Source organism: Pseudomonas sp. LPH60 (assembly GCF_030718165.1).
In the GTDB taxonomy this organism is placed as follows: Bacteria; Pseudomonadota; Gammaproteobacteria; order Pseudomonadales; family Pseudomonadaceae; genus Aquipseudomonas; species Aquipseudomonas danubii.
Genome location: NZ_JAVAJH010000004.1, coordinates 667,305 through 690,821 on the forward strand (window position 1 = coordinate 667,305; position 23,517 = coordinate 690,821).

General features: G+C 59.3%; 22 protein-coding genes. 11 read left to right on the top strand and 11 right to left on the bottom strand.

Annotated elements, in window-relative coordinates; genetic code table 11:
* Nucleotides 1-548 precede the first annotated feature (548 nt).
* From Q8O96_RS17890 to Q8O96_RS17900, 3 genes are all read right to left on the bottom strand, one after another.
* The gene (locus tag Q8O96_RS17890; RefSeq protein WP_305949172.1) at nucleotides 549-881 is read right to left on the bottom strand and encodes a hypothetical protein; all 333 of its coding nucleotides are present in this window, start codon (nucleotides 879-881) and stop codon (nucleotides 549-551) included.
* Nucleotides 882-1,009: 128 nt separating this feature from the next.
* Nucleotides 1,010-1,831 carry a phytanoyl-CoA dioxygenase family protein gene (locus Q8O96_RS17895; protein ID WP_102862418.1) on the bottom strand — a complete coding sequence of 274 codons (822 nt, stop codon included), beginning with the start codon at nucleotides 1,829-1,831 and terminating at the stop codon, nucleotides 1,010-1,012.
* 48 nt (nucleotides 1,832-1,879) lie between these two features.
* Nucleotides 1,880-3,268, bottom strand: a complete 1,389-nt coding sequence (locus tag Q8O96_RS17900) for an amino acid permease (RefSeq protein ID WP_115581266.1) — start codon at nucleotides 3,266-3,268, stop codon at nucleotides 1,880-1,882.
* Nucleotides 3,269-3,613: 345 nt separating this feature from the next.
* On the opposite strand from Q8O96_RS17900, the gene Q8O96_RS17905 reads away from it, so the two are divergent.
* Nucleotides 3,614-4,447 carry a GyrI-like domain-containing protein gene (locus tag Q8O96_RS17905; RefSeq protein WP_102862420.1) on the top strand — a complete coding sequence of 278 codons (834 nt, stop codon included), beginning with the start codon at nucleotides 3,614-3,616 and terminating at the stop codon, nucleotides 4,445-4,447.
* Between the two features lie 60 nt (nucleotides 4,448-4,507).
* On the opposite strand, the gene mnmE is transcribed toward Q8O96_RS17905, so the two are convergent.
* The 5 genes from mnmE to rpmH form a co-directional block, all read right to left on the bottom strand.
* Nucleotides 4,508-5,878 carry a tRNA uridine-5-carboxymethylaminomethyl(34) synthesis GTPase MnmE gene (gene mnmE / locus Q8O96_RS17910; RefSeq protein ID WP_305949173.1) on the bottom strand — a complete coding sequence of 457 codons (1,371 nt, stop codon included), beginning with the start codon at nucleotides 5,876-5,878 and terminating at the stop codon, nucleotides 4,508-4,510.
* 79 nt (nucleotides 5,879-5,957) lie between these two features.
* On the bottom strand, nucleotides 5,958-7,658 hold the full coding sequence (yidC, locus tag Q8O96_RS17915; RefSeq protein ID WP_102862422.1) for a membrane protein insertase YidC: 1,701 nt from the start codon (nucleotides 7,656-7,658) through the stop codon (nucleotides 5,958-5,960).
* Nucleotides 7,659-7,660: 2 nt separating this feature from the next.
* A complete protein-coding gene (yidD, locus tag Q8O96_RS17920) occupies nucleotides 7,661-7,906 on the bottom strand; it encodes a membrane protein insertion efficiency factor YidD (RefSeq protein WP_003213574.1) in 246 nt (81 codons plus the stop codon).
* On the bottom strand, nucleotides 7,899-8,300 hold the full coding sequence (rnpA, locus tag Q8O96_RS17925; RefSeq protein ID WP_197662869.1) for a ribonuclease P protein component: 402 nt from the start codon (nucleotides 8,298-8,300) through the stop codon (nucleotides 7,899-7,901). Before rnpA ends, yidD begins: the two co-directional genes overlap by 8 nt.
* A gap of 16 nt (nucleotides 8,301-8,316) precedes the next feature.
* Nucleotides 8,317-8,451 carry a 50S ribosomal protein L34 gene (rpmH, locus tag Q8O96_RS17930; protein ID WP_003213577.1) on the bottom strand — a complete coding sequence of 45 codons (135 nt, stop codon included), beginning with the start codon at nucleotides 8,449-8,451 and terminating at the stop codon, nucleotides 8,317-8,319.
* Between the two features lie 566 nt (nucleotides 8,452-9,017).
* Between rpmH and dnaA the strand changes: the two genes are divergently transcribed.
* The 7 genes from dnaA (at nucleotide 9,018) to Q8O96_RS17965 (ending at nucleotide 16,907) form a co-directional block, all read left to right on the top strand.
* Entirely contained in the window at nucleotides 9,018-10,559 is a 1,542-nt protein-coding gene (gene dnaA / locus Q8O96_RS17935) for a chromosomal replication initiator protein DnaA (protein ID WP_060842037.1), read from the top strand.
* 38 nt (nucleotides 10,560-10,597) lie between these two features.
* Nucleotides 10,598-11,701 carry a DNA polymerase III subunit beta gene (gene dnaN, locus Q8O96_RS17940; protein ID WP_011058392.1) on the top strand — a complete coding sequence of 368 codons (1,104 nt, stop codon included), beginning with the start codon at nucleotides 10,598-10,600 and terminating at the stop codon, nucleotides 11,699-11,701.
* A 20-nt stretch (nucleotides 11,702-11,721) separates the two neighbouring features.
* A complete protein-coding gene (gene recF, locus Q8O96_RS17945) occupies nucleotides 11,722-12,825 on the top strand; it encodes a DNA replication/repair protein RecF (RefSeq protein WP_102862424.1) in 1,104 nt (367 codons plus the stop codon).
* Between the two features lie 4 nt (nucleotides 12,826-12,829).
* Complete coding sequence (gene gyrB, locus Q8O96_RS17950) at nucleotides 12,830-15,247, top strand: DNA topoisomerase (ATP-hydrolyzing) subunit B (RefSeq protein WP_102862425.1); 2,418 nt, start codon at nucleotides 12,830-12,832, stop codon at nucleotides 15,245-15,247.
* 121 nt (nucleotides 15,248-15,368) lie between these two features.
* Nucleotides 15,369-15,773 (top strand): Imm1 family immunity protein, encoded by a 405-nt coding sequence (locus Q8O96_RS17955; RefSeq protein WP_102862426.1) that lies wholly within the window; start codon nucleotides 15,369-15,371, stop codon nucleotides 15,771-15,773.
* Nucleotides 15,774-16,116: 343 nt separating this feature from the next.
* Nucleotides 16,117-16,602 carry a DUF4265 domain-containing protein gene (locus tag Q8O96_RS17960; RefSeq protein WP_102862428.1) on the top strand — a complete coding sequence of 162 codons (486 nt, stop codon included), beginning with the start codon at nucleotides 16,117-16,119 and terminating at the stop codon, nucleotides 16,600-16,602.
* A complete protein-coding gene (locus Q8O96_RS17965; RefSeq protein ID WP_305949174.1) occupies nucleotides 16,599-16,907 on the top strand; it encodes a hypothetical protein in 309 nt (102 codons plus the stop codon). Before Q8O96_RS17960 ends, Q8O96_RS17965 begins: the two co-directional genes overlap by 4 nt.
* A gap of 39 nt (nucleotides 16,908-16,946) precedes the next feature.
* Here Q8O96_RS17965 and Q8O96_RS17970 read toward each other — a convergent pair whose 3' ends face one another.
* Nucleotides 16,947-17,675 (bottom strand): response regulator transcription factor, encoded by a 729-nt coding sequence (locus Q8O96_RS17970; protein ID WP_102862430.1) that lies wholly within the window; start codon nucleotides 17,673-17,675, stop codon nucleotides 16,947-16,949.
* A gap of 230 nt (nucleotides 17,676-17,905) precedes the next feature.
* Between Q8O96_RS17970 and Q8O96_RS17975 the strand changes: the two genes are divergently transcribed.
* The 3 genes from Q8O96_RS17975 to Q8O96_RS17985 all read left to right on the top strand — a co-directional run bounded on the left by Q8O96_RS17975 (nucleotide 17,906) and on the right by Q8O96_RS17985 (nucleotide 21,933).
* Nucleotides 17,906-18,196: a hypothetical protein gene (locus Q8O96_RS17975; RefSeq protein WP_102862431.1), complete on the top strand. Its 291-nt coding sequence runs from the start codon at nucleotides 17,906-17,908 to the stop codon at nucleotides 18,194-18,196.
* 401 nt (nucleotides 18,197-18,597) lie between these two features.
* A complete protein-coding gene (locus Q8O96_RS17980) occupies nucleotides 18,598-19,596 on the top strand; it encodes a FecR domain-containing protein (protein WP_207166819.1) in 999 nt (332 codons plus the stop codon).
* An 18-nt stretch (nucleotides 19,597-19,614) separates the two neighbouring features.
* The gene (locus tag Q8O96_RS17985) at nucleotides 19,615-21,933 is read left to right on the top strand and encodes a CHASE2 domain-containing protein (RefSeq protein ID WP_305949175.1); all 2,319 of its coding nucleotides are present in this window, start codon (nucleotides 19,615-19,617) and stop codon (nucleotides 21,931-21,933) included.
* 181 nt (nucleotides 21,934-22,114) lie between these two features.
* On the opposite strand, the gene Q8O96_RS17990 is transcribed toward Q8O96_RS17985, so the two are convergent.
* A complete protein-coding gene (locus tag Q8O96_RS17990; RefSeq protein WP_102862434.1) occupies nucleotides 22,115-22,885 on the bottom strand; it encodes a 1-acyl-sn-glycerol-3-phosphate acyltransferase in 771 nt (256 codons plus the stop codon).
* 82 nt (nucleotides 22,886-22,967) lie between these two features.
* Nucleotides 22,968-23,501 (bottom strand): D-glycero-beta-D-manno-heptose 1,7-bisphosphate 7-phosphatase, encoded by a 534-nt coding sequence (gene gmhB / locus Q8O96_RS17995; RefSeq protein WP_092318060.1) that lies wholly within the window; start codon nucleotides 23,499-23,501, stop codon nucleotides 22,968-22,970.
* Between the last annotated feature and the right edge of the window lie 16 nt (nucleotides 23,502-23,517).

Genomic DNA, 23,517 nt, shown 5'->3' on the forward strand with positions numbered 1-23,517 from the left:
GCCTGCTTCAAGTAGGAGTAATTAGGAGTAGTTGTCGGGTTGGTTTTTGGACCAAGGCGGCAAGTATAGGGACTTAGCCCTTCCTAAAGAACCCTTTGCACAAAATTTAACCAGCTGTGGATGAATCACGGTCAATAGAAATTAAAAGAGAGAAATTTATTAAATCCTTGTTTTTATGTTTATTCTTATACACACGGCTTTCTGTGGATAGATTGCTACAGACCTTTATATTCAATATGTACAGAGGTTTTAAACTCTGTGATTAGGTGGCCAGGAGGCCCTTGGATAAGCGGTTTAAACCTGTGGATGAATGGGGTGGTTATCCACAGACGTGGTTTTCCTCAGTTTTGAAGCCTGGTTATCAACCGAGCTGAAGGGCAGTTATTCACAGGGCTTAATCCACAGAAAATATCCGCGTCCAGGGAAACTCAGGCACAGGTCGACCTTGTTGTGGCCTCAACGGCTACAACGGATCGATCAGGGAGAGGGAGAAACAGACAGGCTGCGCGAGCCTGTCTGTGGATAACACCAGGTGATGATTGCAGCGGTTACTCGGGGCGCTTGACCAGGCGACCTTGTATCCACCAACTCGACGCCAGCGTGACAATGACCAGGACCAGCCAGTATTTCTTCAAACCAGCCTTGGCGCTATCGAGTATCGAGGCGCTGGCGATGTCATTGCCCGCCAGAGATGGGTTCGTCGAGATCCCGTCGTTCAAGCTTTGAGCTTCAGCCTCTGGGGAGTTCTGGGCCGAAACGGCGGACGGCTCGAAGGCGGCGACACCCTCCGCCACAGGCGCCTGATCCGAGGGAAGTTGAGCCCAACTGCCTTGGCAGACAAGGGCCAGACCCAGTACCGCGAGATAGCTACAAAAGCGCATAAACACCTTTCCATCCATTTGATAGCAGCGACCGCGGATGCTGGCCGGGGCTTGAACGAATGAATATCAGCTGATTCCGATTCTTCCGACGGCCTCAAGCCGCTGATCCGCTGGTTTCTGCACAGGCTTCATTTGCCCTGGCATGTCCACAAGTAAGGGAAAAGCTCATGTTCCATCGGCGCCCCGGCAGGCAGAGCCGTGGCCAGCCCTGGAAACTCGGGCGAGGTGCGCCAGGGTCGGGGGGCATGACGCATGTCATCTCCCAGAAAACGCAGCGAAAATGCCCGACGCCGGCGATCTCCCCCCACACCGCCAGAGGCATGCAGGGTGAGCATGTGGAAGAACACCGCGTCCCCGGGTTCCAGGGCCCAGCCAAGGATAGTGAAGGCCGAGCGATCGGCTTCGATGTCCGGCAGGTCCGCCAGACTGCCTTCGGGAAACCATTTGGCCTGATTGTCCAGGAAGGTTCGCGGCATCAGCCAGGGACCACGATGGGAACCGGCGACAAACTCCAGTGTGGATGCCCGCGCCACCGGGTCCACGGGCATCCACATGCTGCAGTTTTGTTGGCCCTCGACGTTGTAGTACGGCTGATCCTGATGCCAGGGCGTGGCTTGCCGAGTGTTGGGCTCCTTGACCAGCAGGTGATCGTGATAGAGCCGCACGTTGTCGCTTTGCATCAGCTGGCTGGCGACATGGCCTACCCGGCTGTTGAAGATGAAGCGCCTGTAGTCGGGGTTGTCCTGCCAGTTGCAGAAGTCCTCGAAGAACCAGCCAGGATCATCCGCCTGGCTAGCGACCTTGGCCCGCTCGCTGGGGCTGGCCAGGTTGTGTTCGATCCCCCGCTCCAGCAGCGCCACTTCGTCGGCACTGAACAGCTGGCGAATACACACGGCACCATCGCGCTGAAACGCCTCGATGGTTGAAGGGGGCAGGTGGAACGCTTGCATGGTGTTTTCCTTTTCATCCAATGGAGGGCGGCACAACGGCCGGGATCCTCAGTCCGGGAGGGGCACATCAGTGAGGGCGGTGTTCGGCCTGATCCATATCCAGTAGGCCAGTGACAGCAAGGCCAGCCAGCCGACACCGACATAAAGTGCCAGACGGGTTTGCGCAAAGGCGCCGAGCACCACAAAGATGAACAGCATGAAGAGCACCGCGCAGACCTGGCCAGCGGCGCCGAAAGGTACGGGAAAGCCCAGGGCAGCGATTTCCTCCGGGCTCATGCTACGGCGCATGGCCATCTGCGAGAGCAGGATCATCAGCCATACCCAGACCACCGAGAAGGTCACCAGCGAAGCAAACACCAGGAACAATTCCTCGGGTACCAGGTAGTTGAGCAAAACACCGAACAGCAGAGCCACGGACATCACCAGCACCGTCATCCAGGGGACTCCGAAGCGCGAGGTGCTGGCAAACGCCGCAGGGGCCTGACCGATCGCCGCCATGCCGTACATCATGCGGCCGGCACTGAAAATGTCGCTGTTGATCGCCGAGAACACCGCGGAGATCACCACTAGGTTCAGTACCGTTGCCGCTGAATTTATCCCCAGGCCACTGAAGATCTGCACGAAGGGACTGCCCTGGCTGCCGATACCGGACCAGGGAAACAGCATCAGCAACACCAGCAGGGTCAGGATGTAGAAGATCAGAATCCGCAGTGGCACGGAGTTGATCGCTTTGGGAATCATGCGTTGCGGGTCCTTGGCTTCGCCCGCCGTGATGCCAATGACCTCGATCCCGCCAAAGGCGAACATGACAATGGTGAACGAGGCGATCATGCCCTCCAGGCCATTGGGGAAAAAACCACCATAGGCCCACAGGTTGCTCAGGCCCACAGAATGCTGTCCGTCACCCAGCTGGATACCGAAGAGCAGTACCGCAAAGCCTCCGCCGATCATTGCGATGATCGCCGCGACCTTGAGCAGTGATAGCCAGAACTCCATTTCGCCAAAGATCCGCACATTGCACAGGTTCAAGGCGCCGATCCCCAGCACGATGCTCAGCACCCAGATCCAGCGGGGCGTATCGGGGAACCACAGGCTCATGTAGACACCAAAGGCGGTGACGTCCGCCAAGCACACCATGAGCATCGAAAAAGCATAACTCCAGCCGGTGAGAAACCCCGGAAAGCGTCCGAGATAACAACTGGCGTAATGCCCGAAGGAACCCGATACCGGGTTTCTGACAGCCATTTCCCCCAAGGCGCGCATGGTCAGGTAGATCGCCGCTCCGCCGATCAGGTACGCCAGCAGTACCGAAGGACCGGCCTGCTTGATGGCGGCCGCCGAACCGTAGAACAACCCGGTGCCGATGGCTGAACCCAGCGCAATGAAACGGATGTGCCGGGTGCTCAAGCCACGGTTTAACGCAGTCGTGCTAGCCATTTCTGTTCCTTGAATGCCGGACTGTCGACCCCGTCGGCGTCCATCGGCCGACCCAGGGGCAATAGCCGGACTATTTCCTCAGGTGTACAAACCTGTACATCTATCAGGATGCAAATCAGGTACCACTTGGGGAATGAAGGATAAAAGTGCCGAACGCTTCGGATGGTGCGGATAAATGGCGGAAACTTGAGCCCATTTACGAAATGGACCTGTTACTCAAGACCGCAGGTTCATCGGCTGGAATCGGGAAAGGGGGTAAAGGTAACGTCGTTGTCCCCCGGGGCAGGTAAAAATCGCAAAATCTGCAAATCTGCCGTCGCTACAGTGGAGTACCAAGGAGGCCTTATGAAACCTGCAACCCGAATCCATTACGGCCAGCGCATGGAGCCGGTGCTGCGTTGGCTGGCAAGCCATCCACACAGCGATCCGGACCTGTACCACCTGGCGGACCTGGCCTGTATGTCGGCTTACCACTTTCATCGCATCTACCGCGCAATGATGGGAGAAACGCTGAACGCCACGGTGCAACGCATTCGCATGCACCTGGCAGCCGCAGCGCTGGCAGGCACTGACGCGGATCTGGCCGAGGTGGCTTTGCGTGCCGGCTACGAGTCGGGGGCGGCGTTCAACCGGGCATTCTCTGGTGTTTTCGGGTTGCCGCCTGGGCGTTATCGCGCAACCCGTTCCCGTCCTTTCGACCCTGAGGTGTCAAATATGTATCCCATCACAATCGAAACCTTCCCCGGCGTTGTTCTGGCAGCCCTGCCTCATCAGGGCTCCTACCAGGAAATCGGTCCGGTGTTCACCCGCGCTTTCATGCTGGCCGCCAGCCGGGGGCTCATGCATTCTGACACCAGCGGATTCGGTGTCTACTTCAACGACCCCGAGCAGGTCCCGACTGAGCAATTGCGCTCGCTAGCCGGAGTCGCGGTCGCGCCCGATGCAGACCTGGGCGAACAGCTGGAAAGGTTCGACATTCCTCCAGGGCGCTACGCAATCCTGAATTACGTAGGCCCCTACAACGAGATGGATAAAGCCTATGCCTGGATGTTCTCCGAGTGGCTGCCTGACAGTGGGCTGACACCAGGGGATTTTCCGATGTTCGAACACTATGTGAACGATCCACGCGTCACCCCACCCGCACAGTTGCAGACGCGCATCTACCTGTCTGTGGAATAAACGCCGTCCGCTACCGGCAGGGGTGTGGATAACCTCTGCCGGAGCTCACTGGGTGCGGCTCTACTTGCCGATGCAGAAGCTGGAAAAGATCCGTCCCAACAGGTCATCGGAACTGAAGGCCCCGGTGATTTCTCCCAGGGACTGCTGGGCCTGCCGCAGATCCTCGGCCAGTAGCTCACCGGCGCCGGCCAAGGTCAGCTGGGCACGGCCATGCTCCAGTGCGGCACTGGCGTAGCGCAACGCTTCGAGGTGCCGGCGGCGGGCACTGAAGCTGCTTTCCGACGTCTGTTCATAACCCATGCAAGCCTTGAGATGCTCACGTAGCAAATCCAGCCCGGCACCGGCAGACATGGCACTGAGGCTGATGGTCACATGGCCATCCTCACAGGTTTCAAGAGCGATGGGCTCGCCAGTCAGATCGGCCTTGTTGCGGATCAAGGTCACCTTGGTCGGGTCCGGACGCTGCTCAAGAAATTCAGGCCACAGGGCGAAGGGATCAGCCGCTTCTGCTGCAGTAGCGTCCACCACCAGCAGTACCCGGTCGGCTTCACTGATGGCCTTGAGCGCACGTTCGACGCCGATTTTTTCCACTTGATCCTCGGTGTCCCTGAGGCCGGCGGTGTCCACCACGTGCAATGGCATGCCGTCGATGTGGATATGTTCCTTGAGAATGTCCCGAGTTGTGCCGGCGATATCAGTGACGATGGCCGCCTCACGCCCGGCCAGGGCATTGAGCAGGCTGGACTTGCCGGCGTTCGGACGGCCAGCGATCACCACCGTCATGCCGTCACGGAGCAAGGCGCCCTGCCCGGCCTCCCTCAGTACTGTGGATAACTCGTCGCGGACCGCATCGAGCATGCTCAACACATGGCCATCGGCGAGGAAGTCGATTTCCTCCTCGGGAAAATCAATCGCCGCTTCGACATAGATCCGCAGGGCAATCAGCTGTTCGGTCAAGTTATGCACACGCTGGGAGAAAGCGCCCTGCAGCGAGCGCAAGGCGTTGCGCGCGGCCTGTGCAGAACTGGCCTCGATGAGGTCGGCAATGGCTTCGGCTTGTGCCAGATCGAGCTTGTCATTGAGAAAGGCGCGCTCGCTGAACTCTCCAGGTCGGGCCAGCCGGCAGCCCAGCTCCAGGCAGCGCTGCAGCAACATGTCGAGGACGATGGGGCCGCCATGGCCCTGCAGCTCCAGCACATCTTCGCCGGTGAAGGAGTTCGGCCCCGGGAAATACAGGGCAATACCTTCATCCAGCACCTCTCCCTGTTCACTGAGAAAGGGGCCGTAATGCGCAAACCGCGGTTTCAATTCGCGGCCGCTGATGGCCTTGGCGGCCAGGCTCGCCAGGGGCCCGGAAATCCGTACGATGCCCACGCCACCGCGACCTTGGGCAGTGGCGACAGCGGCGATGGTTTCACGAGGGACATTCATAACCCGACATCCAGACAAAAGTGACAGATAGCAAAACGCCCCACTAGGGGGCGTCTTGTGTGGTTATCCACAGCGTAGGTCAGGCTTCCGCTTTCTTGGTAGCCGCTTCGATCTTACGAGTGATGTACCACTGTTGTGCGATCGACAGGCAGTTGTTCACTACCCAGTACAGCACCAGACCGGCCGGGAACCACAGGAAGAAGAAGGTGAAGATTATCGGCATCATTTTCATCACCTTGGCCTGCATCGGATCCGGAGGCGTCGGGTTCAACTGCTGCTGGATGAACATGGTGGCGCCCATGATGATCGGCAGGATGAAGAACGGATCCTTGATCGACAGGTCGGTAATCCACAGCATGAACGGCGCCTGGCGCATTTCCACGCTTTCCAGGAGAACCCAGTACAAGGACAGGAAGACCGGCATCTGCACCAGGATCGGCAAGCAGCCGCCCAGCGGATTGATCTTCTCTTTCTTGTACAGCTCCATCATCGCCTGGGACATTTTCTGACGATCGTCGCCGAATTTTTCCTTCAGCGCGGCCAGTTTAGGAGCCACGGCACGCATGCGCGCCATCGACTTGTAGCTGGCAGCCGACAGTGGGAAGAAGATCCCCTTGATCAGCATGGTCAGGAAGATGATCGACCAGCCCCAGTTACCCACCAGGCTGTGGATATGTTGCAGCAGCCAGAAGATCGGCTGGGCAATGAACCACAGGAAGCCGTAGTCGACAGTCAGTTCCAGACCTGGGGACAACTCTTTCAGCACCGCCTGGCTTTTCGGACCGGCGTACAGGATGGCACTGGTTTCGGCCTTGGCGCCTGGAGCAACGGTCATCGAAGGGCCGGTGTAGCCAATGATGTAGTTGCCTTTGCTGTCTTTGCGCGCCAGAACCTGGTTGTTTTCGCCTTTTGGCGGAATCCAGGCGGTCACGAAGTAGTGCTGCAGCCAGGCTACCCAGCCACCCTGAACATTTTCAGTGATGGGCGCCTTGGTTTTGTCCTCGTTCACCTTGTCCATGTCTTTCATGGACACTTTCTTGTACGGCTCGGAACTTGTCCACAGGGCGGCGCCCAGGTAAGTCGCGGTGCCGGTGGCGGTGCTGGAGGATGGATCGGAACTGGCGTCGCGCTTGAGCTGGGCGAACATCGCACCGGTCCAAGGTTGCGCGCTTTCGTTATCGATCAGGTAGGAAACGGTGATGTCGTACAGGCCACGCTTCAGGGTAAAGCGTTTGATGTAGTTGACGCCGTCCTTGCTGAACTTCAGGTCGACCACCAATTGGTCCTGACCGTCAGCCAGTTGATAACTTTTCTTCTCTGCCGAGTAGATCGGGCGACCGGCCGGGTTGGCGTCCGGGCCGTTGCTGCCAATCAGGCCACTTTGTGCCAGATAAGTCCGTTCGTTGCCGTTATCGAACAGCTGGAAAGGAATTTCCGGGTGGTCCTGACGACGTGGATACAGTGGCAAACGCAGTTGCGCGATATCCCCACCTTGTGGATCGACAGCCAGGTCGAGCACATCCGTTTTGATCTGAATGAGATCTTTGCTTGCAGCAACCGGCGCTTCTGCGGGTGCAGTGGTATCGCTTGCGGCGCGTGGAATGTCGTCGTTGGCAGCGGAAGTGCCAGTTGGCGTATCCGGCAAGCCCGGAGCGGTCGTGCTGGAAGCAACATTCTGAGTCGGCAGGGCAGCCTGGCCATAATCCTGGTTCCATTTAAGAACCATGACATAGGACACGATTGCCAGGGCGACGATCAGGATCGTGCGTTTGATATCCATGATTACTCGGCCATCGAAGAAGAACGGGAGGTAGGGATAGGTGGAACCGGGTCATAACCACCGGGATTCCACGGATGACAGCGACCTAAACGACGAAAGGTCAGCCAGCCACCGCGCAGAAGGCCATGATTTTCGATGGCTTCTAACGCGTAGCAGGAACAACTGGGGTAGAAACGACAGTGATTGGCCATCAGAGGACTAATGGCATAGCGGTAAAACTGGATCGGAACGAGTGCCAGTTTACGCATCGGGACTGTCTACCCCTACAGTTTCGGATTTGACTGCTGGTTCCGGCTTGTTGCGCGCCAGACGTTTCCAGAGTTTGCCGAAATGCTGAATCAATTCGGGGTTTTCTACATCGCCCAAACCTTTGCGCGCGACGATAACGATATCCCATCCGACCAGTGAGTCCTGGTGGAGACGAAACGATTCGCGCATCAGACGCTTGAGGCGATTGCGCTCAACGGAGAGCTTTACGCTCTTTTTCCCGATCACGAGCCCCAGACGGGGATGATCCAGGTCGTTGTTGCGCGCAAGGAGCAGGAGATTTTTCCCCGGAACCTTGCCGGTAGGGGAGTCAAAGACCGCCTTGAAGTGCCGGGGGGTAAGCAGACGCTTTTCCCGACTGAAGTCCTGACTCACCTCCAGTGCCGGATTATCAAACTGCCAGACGCGCACGACCTTTGGCGCGACGACGCGACAGGACGGCACGACCGTTCTTGGTAGCCATGCGAGCACGGAAACCGTGGGTACGAGCGCGTTTGATAGTGCTTGGTTGGAAAGTACGTTTCATGTCGTGTTACCTGGTTCGTCCACAACGGGCCGGAATGGCCCCCGTTTTAAGAGATCGGCGATTCTAGAGAAAGCAAGCCTCTAGGTCAATTTCCAACCAGCTTTTCCTTTATCTATGTATGTCCGGGTCCTGGGTTGTGAGTCAGTCTTGGCTAGATATAAAAATAAAGAAGGAAAGTATTTAAAGCTTTTCTGTAAAGCTTATAAAGGCTAGGGACGGCACCTTCTGTGGATAACTGGCTTAAGCCCTTATAGTCCGTACTGTACAGAGGATGACAACACGGTTGAGAAACGGTGCTCTGCCTGTGCTGCGCTATCGGAAAACCTGTGTGTGGAACGAGAGGTTATCCACAGGCGAGTTACCCACAGAGTTTTGACCTGAGTTGTGCAATGACCTCAGGTGGGGTTATCCACAGAGCTTATGCACATACCATTGGTCGTGTTTATTCGGGGTAAGGCGTTGATTCTTAGTGTCCTGAGGGCACGCTACATGTGGATAAGTGGACGGCTGATCGCTACAATGGCCGCTTGTTTTTGCCTCACCGGCTTTCAACTTAGGGGATATCCGTGTCAGTGGAACTTTGGCAGCAGTGCGTGGAGCTTCTGCGTGATGAGCTGCCTGCCCAGCAATTCAACACTTGGATCCGTCCGCTACAGGTCGAAGCCGAAGGCGACGAGTTGCGTGTCTACGCACCGAATCGTTTTGTTCTCGATTGGGTCAACGAAAAGTACCTGGGCCGCGTGCTCGAGCTGCTGGATGAACACGGCAACGGCAGTGCGCCGGTTCTTTCCTTATTAATAGGCAGCAAACGCAGTTCGGCGCCTCGCGCTGCACCTAATGCGCCACTGGCCGCCGCTGCCTCGCAAGCGCTGCAAGCGGCAGCAGCCAATGCCACCCCGGCGGCGGCTCCTGCGCCAACTCCGGCACCCACTTCAGCTCCGGCCAAGAAAGCCGCGGCGCAGAAGAGTGCCGAGGTCAGCGAAGAACCCTCTCGTGACAGCTTCGACCCGATGGCGGGCGCCAGCTCGCAGCAGGCACCGGTACGCGCTGAGCAGCGTACTGTCCAGGTAGAAGGTGCGCTCAAGCACACCAGCTACCTGAACCGCACCTTCACCTTTGAAAACTTCGTCGAGGGTAAGTCCAACCAACTGGCTCGGGCAGCGGCCTGGCAGGTGGCGGACAACCCCAAGCATGGCTATAACCCGCTCTTCCTTTATGGCGGCGTCGGTCTGGGTAAGACCCACTTGATGCATGCCGTGGGTAACCACTTATTAAAGAAGAACCCGAATGCCAAGGTCGTGTACCTGCATTCCGAGCGTTTTGTTGCCGACATGGTCAAGGCGTTGCAGCTCAACGCCATTAACGAATTCAAGCGCTTCTATCGTTCGGTCGACGCATTGCTGATCGACGATATCCAGTTCTTCGCTCGCAAGGAGCGTTCCCAGGAAGAGTTCTTCCACACCTTCAATGCCCTCCTCGAAGGCGGCCAGCAGGTGATTCTCACCAGCGACCGTTATCCGAAGGAAATCGAAGGCCTGGAAGAACGCCTCAAGTCCCGCTTCGGCTGGGGCCTGACGGTAGCGGTCGAACCGCCGGAACTGGAAACCCGGGTGGCGATCCTGATGAAGAAGGCCGACCAGGCCAAAGTCGAACTGCCCCACGATGCGGCGTTCTTCATTGCTCAGCGAATTCGTTCCAACGTCCGTGAACTGGAAGGCGCACTCAAGCGGGTCATCGCCCACTCGCACTTCATGGGGCGCGACATCACCATCGAGCTGATTCGCGAATCGTTGAAGGACCTGCTGGCGCTGCAGGACAAGCTGGTGTCTGTGGATAACATCCAGCGCACCGTCGCCGAGTACTACAAGATCAAGATTTCCGATCTGCTGTCCAAGCGACGTTCGCGTTCGGTAGCCCGCCCCCGTCAGGTGGCCATGGCCCTGTCCAAGGAACTGACCAACCACAGCCTGCCGGAAATCGGCGATGTGTTCGGTGGCCGCGACCACACTACGGTGCTGCACGCCTGCCGCAAGATCAATGAACTTAAGGAATCCGACGCGGACATCCGCGAGGACTACAAGAACCTGCTGCGTACTCTGACCACTTGATGACTCCAACGCAGCTTATTAAGGCAAGGGACTAGACCATGCATTTCACCATTCAACGCGAAGCCCTGTTGAAACCCCTGCAACTGGTCGCCGGCGTCGTCGAACGCCGTCAGACCTTGCCGGTACTTTCCAACGTGCTGCTGGTTGTCGAAGGCCAGCAACTGTCGCTGACCGGTACCGACCTGGAAGTCGAGCTGGTCGGTCGTGTGCAACTTGAAGAGCCTGCAGAGCCGGGGGAAATCACCGTTCCCGCGCGCAAGCTGATGGACATCTGCAAGAGCCTGCCCAACGACGCGCTGATCGACATCAAGGTCGACGAGCAGAAACTGGTGGTGAAGGCCGGTCGTAGCCGCTTCACTCTGTCGACCCTGCCGGCCAACGATTTTCCTACCGTGGAAGAAGGCCCGGGTTCGCTGACCTGTCAGCTGGAGCAGAGCCGCCTGCGTCGCCTGATCGAACGCACCAGCTTCGCCATGGCCCAGCAGGACGTGCGCTACTACCTCAACGGCATGCTGCTGGAAGTGTCCGCCGGGATCATCCGCGCCGTGGCCACCGACGGTCACCGTCTGGCCATGTGCTCGATGCAGGCGGATATCGGCCAGCCCGATCGTCACCAGGTGATCGTGCCGCGTAAAGGCATCCTGGAGCTGGCCCGTCTGCTCACCGAGCCCGATGGCAACGTCAGCATCGTCCTGGGTCAGCACCACATTCGCGCCACTACCGGCGAGTTCACCTTCACCTCCAAGCTGGTGGACGGCAAGTTCCCTGACTACGAGCGCGTGCTGCCAAAAGGCGGTGACAAGTTGGTACTGGGTGACCGTCAGGCCCTGCGTGAAGCTTTCAGCCGTACCGCGATCCTGTCCAACGAGAAGTACCGCGGTATCCGTCTGCAGTTGGCCAATGGTCAGTTGAAGATCCAGGCCAACAACCCGGAGCAGGAAGAAGCGGAAGAAGAAGTGGGTGTTGAATACAACGGCGGCTCGCTGGAAATCGGCTTCAACGTCAGCTACCTGCTGGACGTGCTGGGCGTGATGACCACCGAACAGGTGCGCCTGATCCTGTCCGATTCCAACAGCAGTGCGCTGGTGCAGGAATCCGACAACGATGACTCGGCTTACGTTGTCATGCCGATGCGCCTGTAATCATGCTCAGCAGAAGCTAGATGTCCCTCAGTCGCGTCTCGGTCACCGCGGTGCGCAATCTGCACCCGGTGACCTTCTCCCCCTCTCCCCGCATCAACCTTCTCTACGGCGCCAACGGCAGTGGCAAGACCAGCGTGCTGGAAGCCATCCACCTGCTGGGGCTTGCCCGCTCGTTTCGCAGTGCCCGCCTGCTGCCGGTGATCCAGTATGAACAGCTGGCTTGTACGGTCTTTGGCCAGGTGGAGTTGGCCCAGGGTGGGCACAGCAGCCTGGGGATATCCCGGGATCGTCAGGGGGAATTCCAGATCCGCATCGACGGTCAGAATGCCCGCAGCGCGGCGCAGCTCGCGGAAATCCTGCCGCTGCAACTGATCAATCCGGACAGCTTTCGTCTGCTGGAAGGCGCTCCAAAGATCCGCCGACAGTTCCTGGACTGGGGAGTGTTCCATGTGGAACCTCGCTTCATGTCCACCTGGCAGCGCTTGCAGAAGGCCCTGCGGCAGCGGAACTCATGGCTGCGGCATGGTACACTTGACGCCGCTTCGCAAGCGGCCTGGGACCGGGAACTGTGTCAGGCCAGCGCTGAAATCGATGAATACCGCCGCGCATACATCAAAGCCTTGAAACCAGTCTTTGAGCGGACCTTGGGCGAGTTGTTGCAGCTCGAGGGCCTGACGCTTAGCTATTACCGTGGTTGGGACAAGGACCGAGAGCTCAGTGAAGTGCTCGCGGCCGCCCTGCACCGTGATCAGCAAATGGGTCATACCCAGGCCGGTCCACAACGTGCTGATTTGCGTCTGCGCTTAGGCGGACACAACGCCGCGGACATCTTGTCCCGTGGCCAGCAGAAGTTGGTGGTCTGTGCCTTGCGCATTGCCCAGGGGCACCTGGTGAGCCAGGCCCGTCGCGGTCAGTGTATTTATCTGGTGGATGACTTGCCGTCCGAGTTGGACGAGCAGCATCGCCGCGCACTTTGTCGCTTGTTGGAAGACTTACGCTGCCAGGTGTTTATCACCTGTGTAGACCACGAATTATTGAGGGAAGGCTGGCAGACGGAAACGCCAGTCGCTTTGTTCCACGTGGAACAAGGCCGTATCACCCAGACCCACGACCATCGGGAGTGAAGGCATGAGCGAAGAAAATACGTACGACTCGACCAGCATCAAGGTGCTGAAAGGTTTGGATGCCGTACGCAAACGTCCCGGTATGTACATTGGCGACACCGATGACGGCAGCGGTCTGCACCACATGGTGTTCGAGGTGGTCGACAACTCCATCGACGAAGCGCTGGCCGGTCATTGCGACGACATCAGCATCATCATCCACCCGGACGAATCCATCACCGTTCGCGACAACGGTCGCGGCATCCCGGTGGATGTGCATAAAGAAGAAGGCGTCTCGGCGGCAGAGGTCATCATGACCGTGCTCCACGCCGGCGGTAAGTTCGACGATAACTCCTACAAGGTCTCCGGCGGTCTGCACGGCGTAGGTGTATCGGTAGTGAACGCCCTGTCCGAAGAGCTGATCCTCACTGTGCGCCGCAGCGGCAAGATCTGGGAACAGACCTATGTCCACGGTGTTCCGCAAGAGCGGATGAAGATCGTTGGCGACAGCGAAACCACCGGTACCCAGATCCACTTCAAGCCTTCGGCTGAAACCTTCAAGAACATCCACTTCAGCTGGGACGTCCTGGCCAAGCGGATTCGTGAACTGTCCTTCCTCAACTCCGGTGTCGGCATCGTCCTCAAGGACGAGCGCAGCGGCAAGGAAGAACTGTTCAAGTACGAAGGTGGCTTGCGTGCCTTCGTTGAATACCTGAACACCAACAAGACAGCGGTCAACCAGGTGTTCCACTTCAACATCCAGCGTGAAGACGGCATCGGCGTGGAAATCGCCCTGCAGTGGAACGACAGCTTCAACGAGAACCTGTTGTGCTTCACCAACAACATTCCACAGCGCGATGGCGGCACCCACTTGGTGGGCTTCCGTTCTGCTCTGACGCGTAACCTGAATACCTACATCGAAGCCGAAGGCCTGGCCAAGAAGCACAAGGTTGCCACCACCGGTGACGACGCTCGTGAAGGCCTGACCGCGATCATCTCGGTGAAGGTGCCGGACCCTAAGTTCAGCTCCCAGACCAAGGACAAGCTGGTGTCTTCCGAAGTGAAGACCGCTGTCGAACAGGAAATGGGCAAGTACTTCTCCGACTTCCTGCTGGAAAACCCCAACGAAGCCAAGTTGGTGGTGGGCAAGATGATCGACGCTGCTCGTGCTCGTGAAGCGGCGCGAAAAGCCCGTGAAATGACCCGTCGTAAAGGCGCGCTGGATATCGCCGGCCTGCCGGGCAAACTGGCGGACTGCCAGGAAAAGGACCCTGCCCTGTCCGAACTCTACCTGGTGGAAGGTGACTCTGCTGGCGGTTCCGCCAAGCAGGGACGCAACCGCAAGACCCAGGCGATCCTGCCGCTCAAGGGCAAGATCCTCAACGTCGAGAAGGCGCGCTTTGACAAGATGATCTCCTCGCAAGAGGTCGGCACCTTGATCACCGCGCTGGGCTGCGGCATCGGCCGCGAAGAGTACAACATCGACAAGCTGCGTTATCACAACATCATCATCATGACCGATGCTGACGTTGACGGTTCGCACATCCGTACCCTGCTGCTGACCTTCTTCTTCCGTCAGTTGCCGGAGCTGATCGAGCGCGGCTACATCTACATCGCCCAGCCGCCGCTGTACAAGGTCAAGAAAGGCAAGCAAGAGCAGTACATCAAAGACGACGAGGCCATGGAAGACTACATGACCCAGTCGGCTCTGGAAGATGCCAGCCTGCACCTGAACGATGAAGCTCCGGGAATCTCCGGCGAGGCGCTGGAGCGCCTGGTCAACGATTTCCGCATGGTGATGAAGACCCTCAAGCGCCTGTCGCGCCTGTACCCGCAGGAACTGACCGAGCACTTCATCTACCTGCCGGCCGTGACCATGGAGCAACTGTCCGATCACGCCGCCATGCAGGATTGGCTGGCCAAGTACGACGCCCGCCTGCGCACCTCCGAGAAGTCGGGCCTGGTCTACAAGGCCAGCCTGCGCGAAGACCGTGAGCGTAATGTGTGGCTGCCAGAGGTCGAGCTGATCTCCCACGGCCTGTCCAACTACGTCACCTTCAACCGCGACTTCTTCGGCAGCAACGACTACAAGACCGTCGTCTCCCTCGGCGCTCAACTGAGCACCCTGCTGGACGAAGGCGCGTATGTTCAGCGCGGCGAACGCAAGAAAGCCGTCACCGAGTTCAAGGAAGCCCTGGACTGGCTGATGGCGGAAAGCACCAAGCGCCACACCATCCAGCGATACAAAGGTCTGGGCGAGATGAACCCTGACCAGCTGTGGGAAACCACCATGGACCCAAGCATGCGCCGCATGCTCAAGGTGACCATCGAAGACGCCATCGGCGCCGACCAGATCTTCAACACCCTGATGGGTGATGCGGTCGAGCCTCGTCGCGACTTCATTGAAAGCAACGCCCTGGCGGTGTCCAACCTGGACTTCTGATCCAGCGACACAGCTGACAATAAAAAGGCCGACGCTTGCGTTGGCCTTTTTTATTGGCAGATTGTTCAATCCCTCATCCATAACGATTTGCGTTTTTATCCGGACAAGGCAGTCATGGCAAATGCTCAAGAAAATCATTGAAGATGAATATGCCGGTAATCGTTGTCACACCCATGAGTGGTTGAATCCCGACTCGACGCAGGTGCTGTCCGCGTTCAACCGCCTGGACGGAAAGGCTTTCAGCTCGACGGTTTTTTTCTTCAGCGACCAGACCCTGATGCATATCGGGGGCGGTGCGGCCGATCAGTATGTGGTCTTTATCGCCCAGGACGTCGATCAATCGTTGCAGACCCTGCTCAGCGCAGACAGTCCTGACGATCAGCAGGTTGAGTTGTTCGCCGGCGGCCAGTCCGGCAGTTACCCTCGGTATCAGTGTGTGGTTAAAGAGCGAGCGAGACAGGCCCTGGCTTATTTCTCGGCCTATGGCTCGGCTGATCCCGATCTGGCCTGGGAAGTGGAAGGCTAACTGGACAATAAGGACGTTGACCTTGGCAGGTACAAGCAGCCACCTATGCGATGAAGCACGCTTCCCCATAGCCTGGCGTTTCAATGCCGCAGATTGTGGTCTGAGTGCTGACGATAAACAGCGCGTTGTACTGTTTGATCAGGCAGAGTCACAGGTGCCGTGGGACCGGTTCATTCCAGTGCCCAGTCTGATCACTGGGCTGCCCAGCCTGTTTCAATGCCATGAAAAAATACGCTGGATTTTGCCCAGCGCGGTGAGTCGTCATTGTTCTTCGAGCGGCAGCTGGGCCCGGCCAGGCTCTTTTCACCCTTTTTTTAAAACAGCAATTGCTCGGAAATTTGTTATGGATGATGAAAACCAGGAAATATCGATCCGGGTTGTTGCGGGGCAGAACAGCCACGGCCCGGTCTATGAGCCGCTGCATGTACGGCGGCTCGATGAGGACAGTTACGAGATTCTCTACTCACCGGGGCTGACGCTGAACCTGGCCAAGGGCGACATCATTTCGATCAAGGACCCCCAGGCCCCCGCCGTGGTGCTCAAGCGAGGCGGCAACTTCTGCATCCACATTTATGCGGATCACATTCCTGAAGAACATATCGTTGCCCTGGCGGCGGATGTGGCGAGCGAATTGGGCGGCATGCTCGACGGGCGCTACAAGGGCAATCTGACATTGTCGGTGCCGGCGCGAAACGGCATGGACAACATCGCCCGGTTCTTCAACCGCTTCCGCGAGACCACGGGCATCGAGTGGTACTACGCCAACATCTATAAAAACCTCGATGACACCGATGACGAGACCTTGCTCAATTGGTGGCTGGAGCAATGAACGAAAGACAGCAGCTTATCTGTGAACGCTACGACCTCGCCCCCCAGGCACCGGAGCCGATGATTGCACTGGCCACCGGTTCCCTGGCGCAGTCGCCCATCTATGGCACCCGGGTCGAGTTGCCGGAGAACGGCACGATCAGTTGGTTTATCCACTGCGGCGAACATTCCACAGCCGTGGATTTCTACCAGCCCCTGTGCGCCGAGCACCTGCCCGAGCTGTTGCCAGAGGTGATCGATTACCTGTATCTGCCGAGCGGGACGCGTTTCATCATCGACCGCGCCGGCTATGAAGATGTCTGGTAGGACCCGCAGTGATTTCAAGCCGCTTTTGACGGCAAGCAGTCAGTTGCCCTGCTCGTCAGGTGACGTGACACTTTCCAGCCGGTAGCCGTAGCCGTAGATCGTCAGCAACTGCCAGCCACGGTCCGCGGTCAGTCCGAGCTTGTTGCGCAGACGGTAGATGTGGGTATCCAGGGGCCGTGAGGAAACCATTTCTTCGTGGGTCCAGAAACGCTCGTACAGGTACTCCCGGGACAGCGGCCGGCCCAGGTTGGCGAACAGGCAGCGGGCCAGGCGGTACTCGCGCTCGGTCAGGCTGATGGGGGCACCGGCGCGGGTGACGGTCAGTTCGGCGTCATCGAAACTCAAGTCATTGAAGGTCAGGACCTCCTCGCTGCTGCTGCGCTGCAGGCCGTGGCGGCGCAGCACCGCATTAACCCGGGCCTTGAGTTCGTTGGGACGAAAAGGCTTGCTCAGGTAGTCATCGGCGCCGGTGTTCAGGGCCTGGACGATATCGCTCTCGGCATCACGGCTGGTGAGCATGATGGCCGCCGGAGGCGAGTCCATGTGCTCGCGGGTCCAGCGCAGCAACGACAGGCCGCTGAGGTCTGGCACTTGCCAGTCGAGAATCAGCAGGTCGAAGGTTTCCCGCCGCAGTTGGCGTAACAGGTCCTCTCCCCGTTCGAAACGGTGCAGGGTCCAGGACTGTTCGCCCGGGCCGGGCATTTCTCGCAGTGTCTGTTCCACCCGTGCCAGTTCTGCGGGTTCGTCATCCAGTATTGCGACACGCATGCAAGGCCGTTCCTTCTGGTTCGAGAGTGCCCGAGGCAGCCGCTTGTGCGCTGGGGGCTGGGGGAAGTTTAGGTGTCTTGGCTGATTCTGAACAATTGTGGCGAATTGCTCTTGAGCCCCCGGTCCCTCGGTACGCTGATATCAAATAGCCGGTAAGGCCCCCGGAGCACGGGGGCCTGCGGGCTACTGCAGCAGCACGATACCGGCTCGCACAAGCAAGGAAAAGAACCATGGGGAACATGCTAAGGAAAGGCCAGGTCGCGCTGGTCAGAATATTCAGCGGCGACGACCCGGTGCGCCTCTTCAGCTTGATGCTGGCTGCTTATCTGGGGATAAGTGCCAGTGCATTGCCTGCGTTGACCTGCCCCCGCTATCAGGCAACAAGCGTCGATGGCTACCAGCCGACGGCGGTCTTGCCCGTCAGCCGTGACTCGACCCTGACCCTGGACGCCGAACCGGTGATAGGGCGGATAGCCCTGCCTTCGACTCAGCAGCAACCCGCGCCGCGGTGGGTCTTCTAAGAGGACGCGGCGATGATTCTGAACAAATATTGCAAATCCGTCGCAGCCTCTCGGCCAGCGTTACATTGCTCCTCGCTGAGTGGCACACGGGGGCACCTGGAAGTGCTCCGACACAGGGAGTGTCAACCGCCAGGCTGGCGGCACAACGCGCGCTTGCGTGCGTCGTTGAAGGGGAATACAGGGAGTGCCTCCTCAGGACTTTGGGCCGGGCGACCTGTCGCCTCGGTTCCGACACAGGGACGTGTCACTTTCTTCGCTCCCTGTGCGCTTCCCTCCCGGTTCCGACCCGTCCTCTCTCCTCTGGGCGACGCCGCGCAGCGTCCGGCTTTCTGCCCACGCGCTGCCTCAGGTATGGTGCGTAGGATTTCGCCGTGGTTTTCCCAAAGGCTCAAAGCATATTCATGAATGACCTCTGCCCTTCTCCGTCCGTTGGCCGGTTGCAGGTGGCGTGCGCCGCATTGCTGCTAGCGGGTCTGATCCTGCCATCGTGCGCCGTGCAGGCTGCCCCGCAACGCCTTCCCTATATAGATGACAACCAGCAATGCCGTGGCCAGCCCTTGCCGGCTACCGTCGAGCATCTGACGGGTGATGCCTGGAAACTGGATGCCAAGGGCCGCGAGGTGGCCCTGGAAGAAGGCATGAGCATCGATGAGAAAGAAGGGGTGAAAACCTCGCCATCGGCTTTCGTCAGCCTGTCCCTTGGGGATGGTTCGCGAGTGGTGTTGCCCTCCAGTTCCCAGGTCACCCTGCAACTCAATACGCAATACAGCATTCCTCAGGTGGTCCTGGAACAGGGGCAGATCGAGTCCTATGTGATCAAGCGCAATAGTGACCACGACCGCTTCCAGATCGTGACCCCCGTGGGCGTGTTGGGGGTACGAGGGACTCACTTCCGGGTGCGTAATGACGATCAGCAATCCCTGGTGGAGGTGCTCAACGGCCAGGTGGCGGTGAGCCGCGAAGACGAGCCGCCGAGCAAGGCTGCTCGACGTTCCGGCAAGCGCGTTGTGGATAAACCTGCAGGTCCGCGGCCAGGGGAAGTTCAGGTCATGGCGCGCCAGGGTTTGCGCATTCAGAAGCAGGGCGAGCTCAAACCGGTGGAACTGCTGGCCGCGCCCCGACTGCTGGGGCAGGCCGGACAAACCGGCGCCCTGCCCGTCTGGCAGTTGATCCTGCAACCGTTGCCGGGTGCCCGTCGCTATCGGGCCCAGGTGGCCACCGACAAGGATTTCCTCAACATCAAGCAGGAACAGTTCTCCAGCACCCCGGAAGTGAACTTCACTGGCCTGAAGGCGTTTTTCTATCATGTACGGCTCTCGGCGTTCGATGAGCATGGCCTGGAAGGAGAAACCGGGGTCTATGACATCTTCTACTACCCCAGGACCACTCGTGTTCAATAAGCCGTCGGCAGACCGTCGATGAGCCTCTGGAAGCAAAGGGCCAACGGCCGTGAACCGACCCAGGCCCAGCGTCTGTTTCGCCGCCTGGTACGTGAATGGTTGTGGGTTGGCCTGATACTGCTGCCCCTGACGGCCTTGCTGTCCCTGAGCCAGGGCCTGGCGTTGAACAACCTGTTCTATGACAACCTGCGACGCTTTACCCCGCTGCCGGTCGATCCGCGCATTCTGTTGGTGACCATCGACGACTACAGCCTGCAGCAACTGGGACGCTGGCCCTGGCCCCGGACGATGCATGGACAGCTGCTAGACCGGCTGACGGACGCCAAGGTCAAAGGCGTGCTGTTCGATGTGATCCTCAGCGAGCCCGGCAGCTCTGTGGAAAACGACACCCGGTTGGCCGCCGCCCTGTGCCGCGCCGGCACGGTGTTCCTGCCGGTGCTGCGCGAGGGGGTTGCTCGCTATGGCCAGGACCTGGAGGAGATCCCACCGGTGCCGGTGCTGCGCCACTGCGCCCGGGGCCTGGGGCATATCAATGCGCAAGCGGATGCCGACGGCACCGTGCGCAGCGTCTACCTGCGCGAAGGTCCGCAGCAGGCACCGCGGGCGCAGCTGACCTGGTTGCTCTACCAGCTCACCGAAGCCGACCCGCTGTCGCCGCTGATGCCGGGCCCCGCGACTCCACAGATCAGCAGGGGTTGGCTGCGAGCCAACCCGGTACGTATTGCCTTTATCGACAAGGCGGCGGGCTTTCCCAGCGTGCCCTATGTCAGCGTGCTGCGTGGCGAGGTGCCCGCCGAGTTGCTGCGTGACCGGCTGATCCTGGTCGGTTCCACCGCCCCGGGGCTGGGCGACCGTTATGTCACCCCGCAATCCGGCAGCCAGGGCACCACCCCGGGGGTGGAGATCCAGGCCAACCTGCTCAATGGCCTGTTGCAGCATCGCAGCATCGTCGACCTGGGCCAGTGGTCGGGGATGCTGTGGTCCATGGCCCTGACCGCAGCCTTGCTCGGGTTGTTGCTCTGGCGACCGCGTCACGCCTTGTGGATAACCCTGGGTTGCATGGGCCTGGCGCTCTTGGGATCGGTGCTGATGTTGCGCCTGGGCTACTGGTGGTCGCCGGTGGCCAGCCTGCTGGGCATGCTGCTGGCGTACCTGATCTGGAACTGGCGTCGGCTCAGCGTGATCCTGGCCTATTTCGCTTGGGAACTGGAGCGCTTGGACAACGAGCCCAAGGTGTTGCCGGAGCGCCGTCGTAGCCAGACCCCCGCCGGTGATGTGCTGCAAGGGCAGATCGTCGCCCTGGAACAGGCCCTGAGCCGGACCCGGGATACCCGGCGCTTTATCGCCGACGGCTTGGAGTACCTGCCGGTGGCGACCCTGATCAGCGACCCGGACGGCAAGATTCTGCTGGCCAATCGCAATGCCCGGGAAGTATTCGCCCACTCACTGGTCGGGCAGCCCTTGATCGCTCAATTGGCCGCCCTGGGCTATCCGGGCCTGACGGAACCTGCGCACTATCCCAGGCTTGAGCAACTGACGGCGCTGGAGTTTCGCGACATTCAGCAACGCAGTCTGCGCATGGAACTGGCGCCGTTGCTGCCGGTGGACAGTGACAACGCCATCGGTTGGTTGTTGAGCCTCACCGACCTCAGCGTCGAGCGGGACGCCGAACAGCAACGGGGCGTACTGCTGCGTTTTCTTTCCCATGATCTGCGCGCGCCCCATTCGGCGATCCTCGCGCTGCTGGACGTGCAGAGCCGCCAGCCATCGCCACCCAGGCAGGTCTACAGCCAGATCGAGCAGCAGGTGCGTCGAGCCCTGGGGCTGACCGAGGCATTCGTGCAATTGGCCAAGGCCGAGTCGGAGGCCTATCAGTTCGCGCCGAGCATGTTTGCCATGCTGGTCCTGGACGCCTTCGACCAGGCCACGACCCTGGCCCAGTTGAAGCATATCCACCTGGTGCACGATCTGGACGAGGAAGGCGAGAGCATGGTCCTGGCAGATCAGCCGCTGCTGACCCGGGCCCTGTTCAATCTGCTGGAAAACGCCATCAAGTACAGCCCGGCGAATTCCACCGTCAATGTTCGGGTGAGCTGTGCCGAGGGCTGGCTGCGTTGCGAAATCATCGACCAGGGCCGGGGCATTGCGGCCCAGGAACTGCCCCTGTTGTTTGGTCAGTACCAGCGGTTTGCCTCGGCCAAGGGCATCGATGGCCTGGGCCTGGGACTGTCCATGGTCAAGGCGGTGGTGGACCGGCATCAAGGGCGGATCAGCTGCCGCAGCGAGGTGGGCCAGGGTTCCTGTTTCATCCTTGAGCTGCCCTTGCTGGAGGAATAAGGGCGCGGGGATATTCCAGGCGAAAAAAAACCGGCATCAAGGCCGGTTTTTTTGGCTGCGATAAAACTTATGCACGTTTTTCCACATTTTATGAGCTTGGGAAATATACATATAAATCAGTGATTTATGCGTCGATTTCAGTCGTTGTACGAATAGTCGTACACAGGTTATCCACAGAAGCTCATACAGCAATCTTATCCGTGGAAGTCGCCAATGGTGGCAATGAGCCCATATCTCGCTGGGCTTGTTCATTCCAGGCCGCCACCCGGTCGTTGAGCTCGGCGATGGCGCGTGGGCCGCTGCCTTCGGCGTACATGGGCGCGCCGATGGTCACGGTGATGGTACCGGGCCGCTTGGCCCAACCGGTCTTCGGCCAGAACTTGCCGGCGTTGTGGGCCACTGGCAGCACCGGCAGGTCGGCGTTTACCGCCAGGGCACTGCCACTGCGGGAGAACTTGCCGACGGTGCCATAGGGCACGCGAGTGCCTTCCGGGAAGATCAGCACCCAGACATTGTCCTTGAGCAGTTCGTCGCCCTTGCTCGCCACCTGCTTGAGCGCGGCCTTGGGGTTGTCGCGGTCGATGGCGATGGGGCGCAGCATGGCCATGGCCCAGCCGAAGAACGGCACATACAGCAACTCACGCTTGAGGACCTGGCTCAAAGGCTCGAAATAGGCCGAGAGGAAGAAGGTCTCCCAGGTGCTCTGGTGATTGGAGACGATCACGCAGGGCCGCTCGGGGACGTTTTCCGCGCCCTTCACTTCCACGCGAATGTTCAGAAATACCTTGGTCAGCCACAGCGCGCAGCGACACCAGTAGACGTTGATAAAGCGGTAGCGCGCCTTGAAGGGCAGGAACGGCGCGATAAAAAAGCTCAGGGAGCACCACAGCAAGGAACTGGTGCCCAACAGCAGGTAAAAGAAGAAGGTTCTGATGGCCTGCAGGATCGACATAGCGGCATTTACCATTGCGGGCATGCCCGCCTGTTAAAAAGCGCTCTCCCGAACAGTCCTTGGTCAGGATGCCAGAAGGGGCCTAATTGTGGATAAGTTCAGCGGCAACGGCCGCCAGGTCGTCAAAAATCAAGGTGCCTACCGGCAGGGTTTTCCCCAGGGTCTTTTCGCCTTTCCCGGTCTTTACCAATACTGGCTGAGAGTCGACGGCTTTTGCGGCCTCCAGGTCACCGAGACTGTCACCGACAAACCATAGACCTGTCAGTTCTGCCTGGTAATGCTCGGCAATGGTCCGCAGCATGCCCGGTTTCGGTTTGCGACAGGCGCACCCTTCGTCGGGGCCGTGGGGACAATAGACGATCAGCCCGACCTCGCCGCCCTGCTCCGCCACGAGCTCGCGCAGGCGCGCATGCATGGCGTCGAGGGTGGCCAGGTCGTAGTAGCCGCGAGCGATGCCGGACTGGTTGGTGGCGACCGCCACCGTCCAGCCGGCCTTGCTCAACTGCGCAATGGCTTCGATCGAGCCGGGGATTGGAATCCACTCCTGCACCGATTTGATGTAGGCATCGGAGTCGTGATTGATCACGCCGTCACGGTCGAGTATCAGCAGTTTCACAGCAGTTCCTTACCTG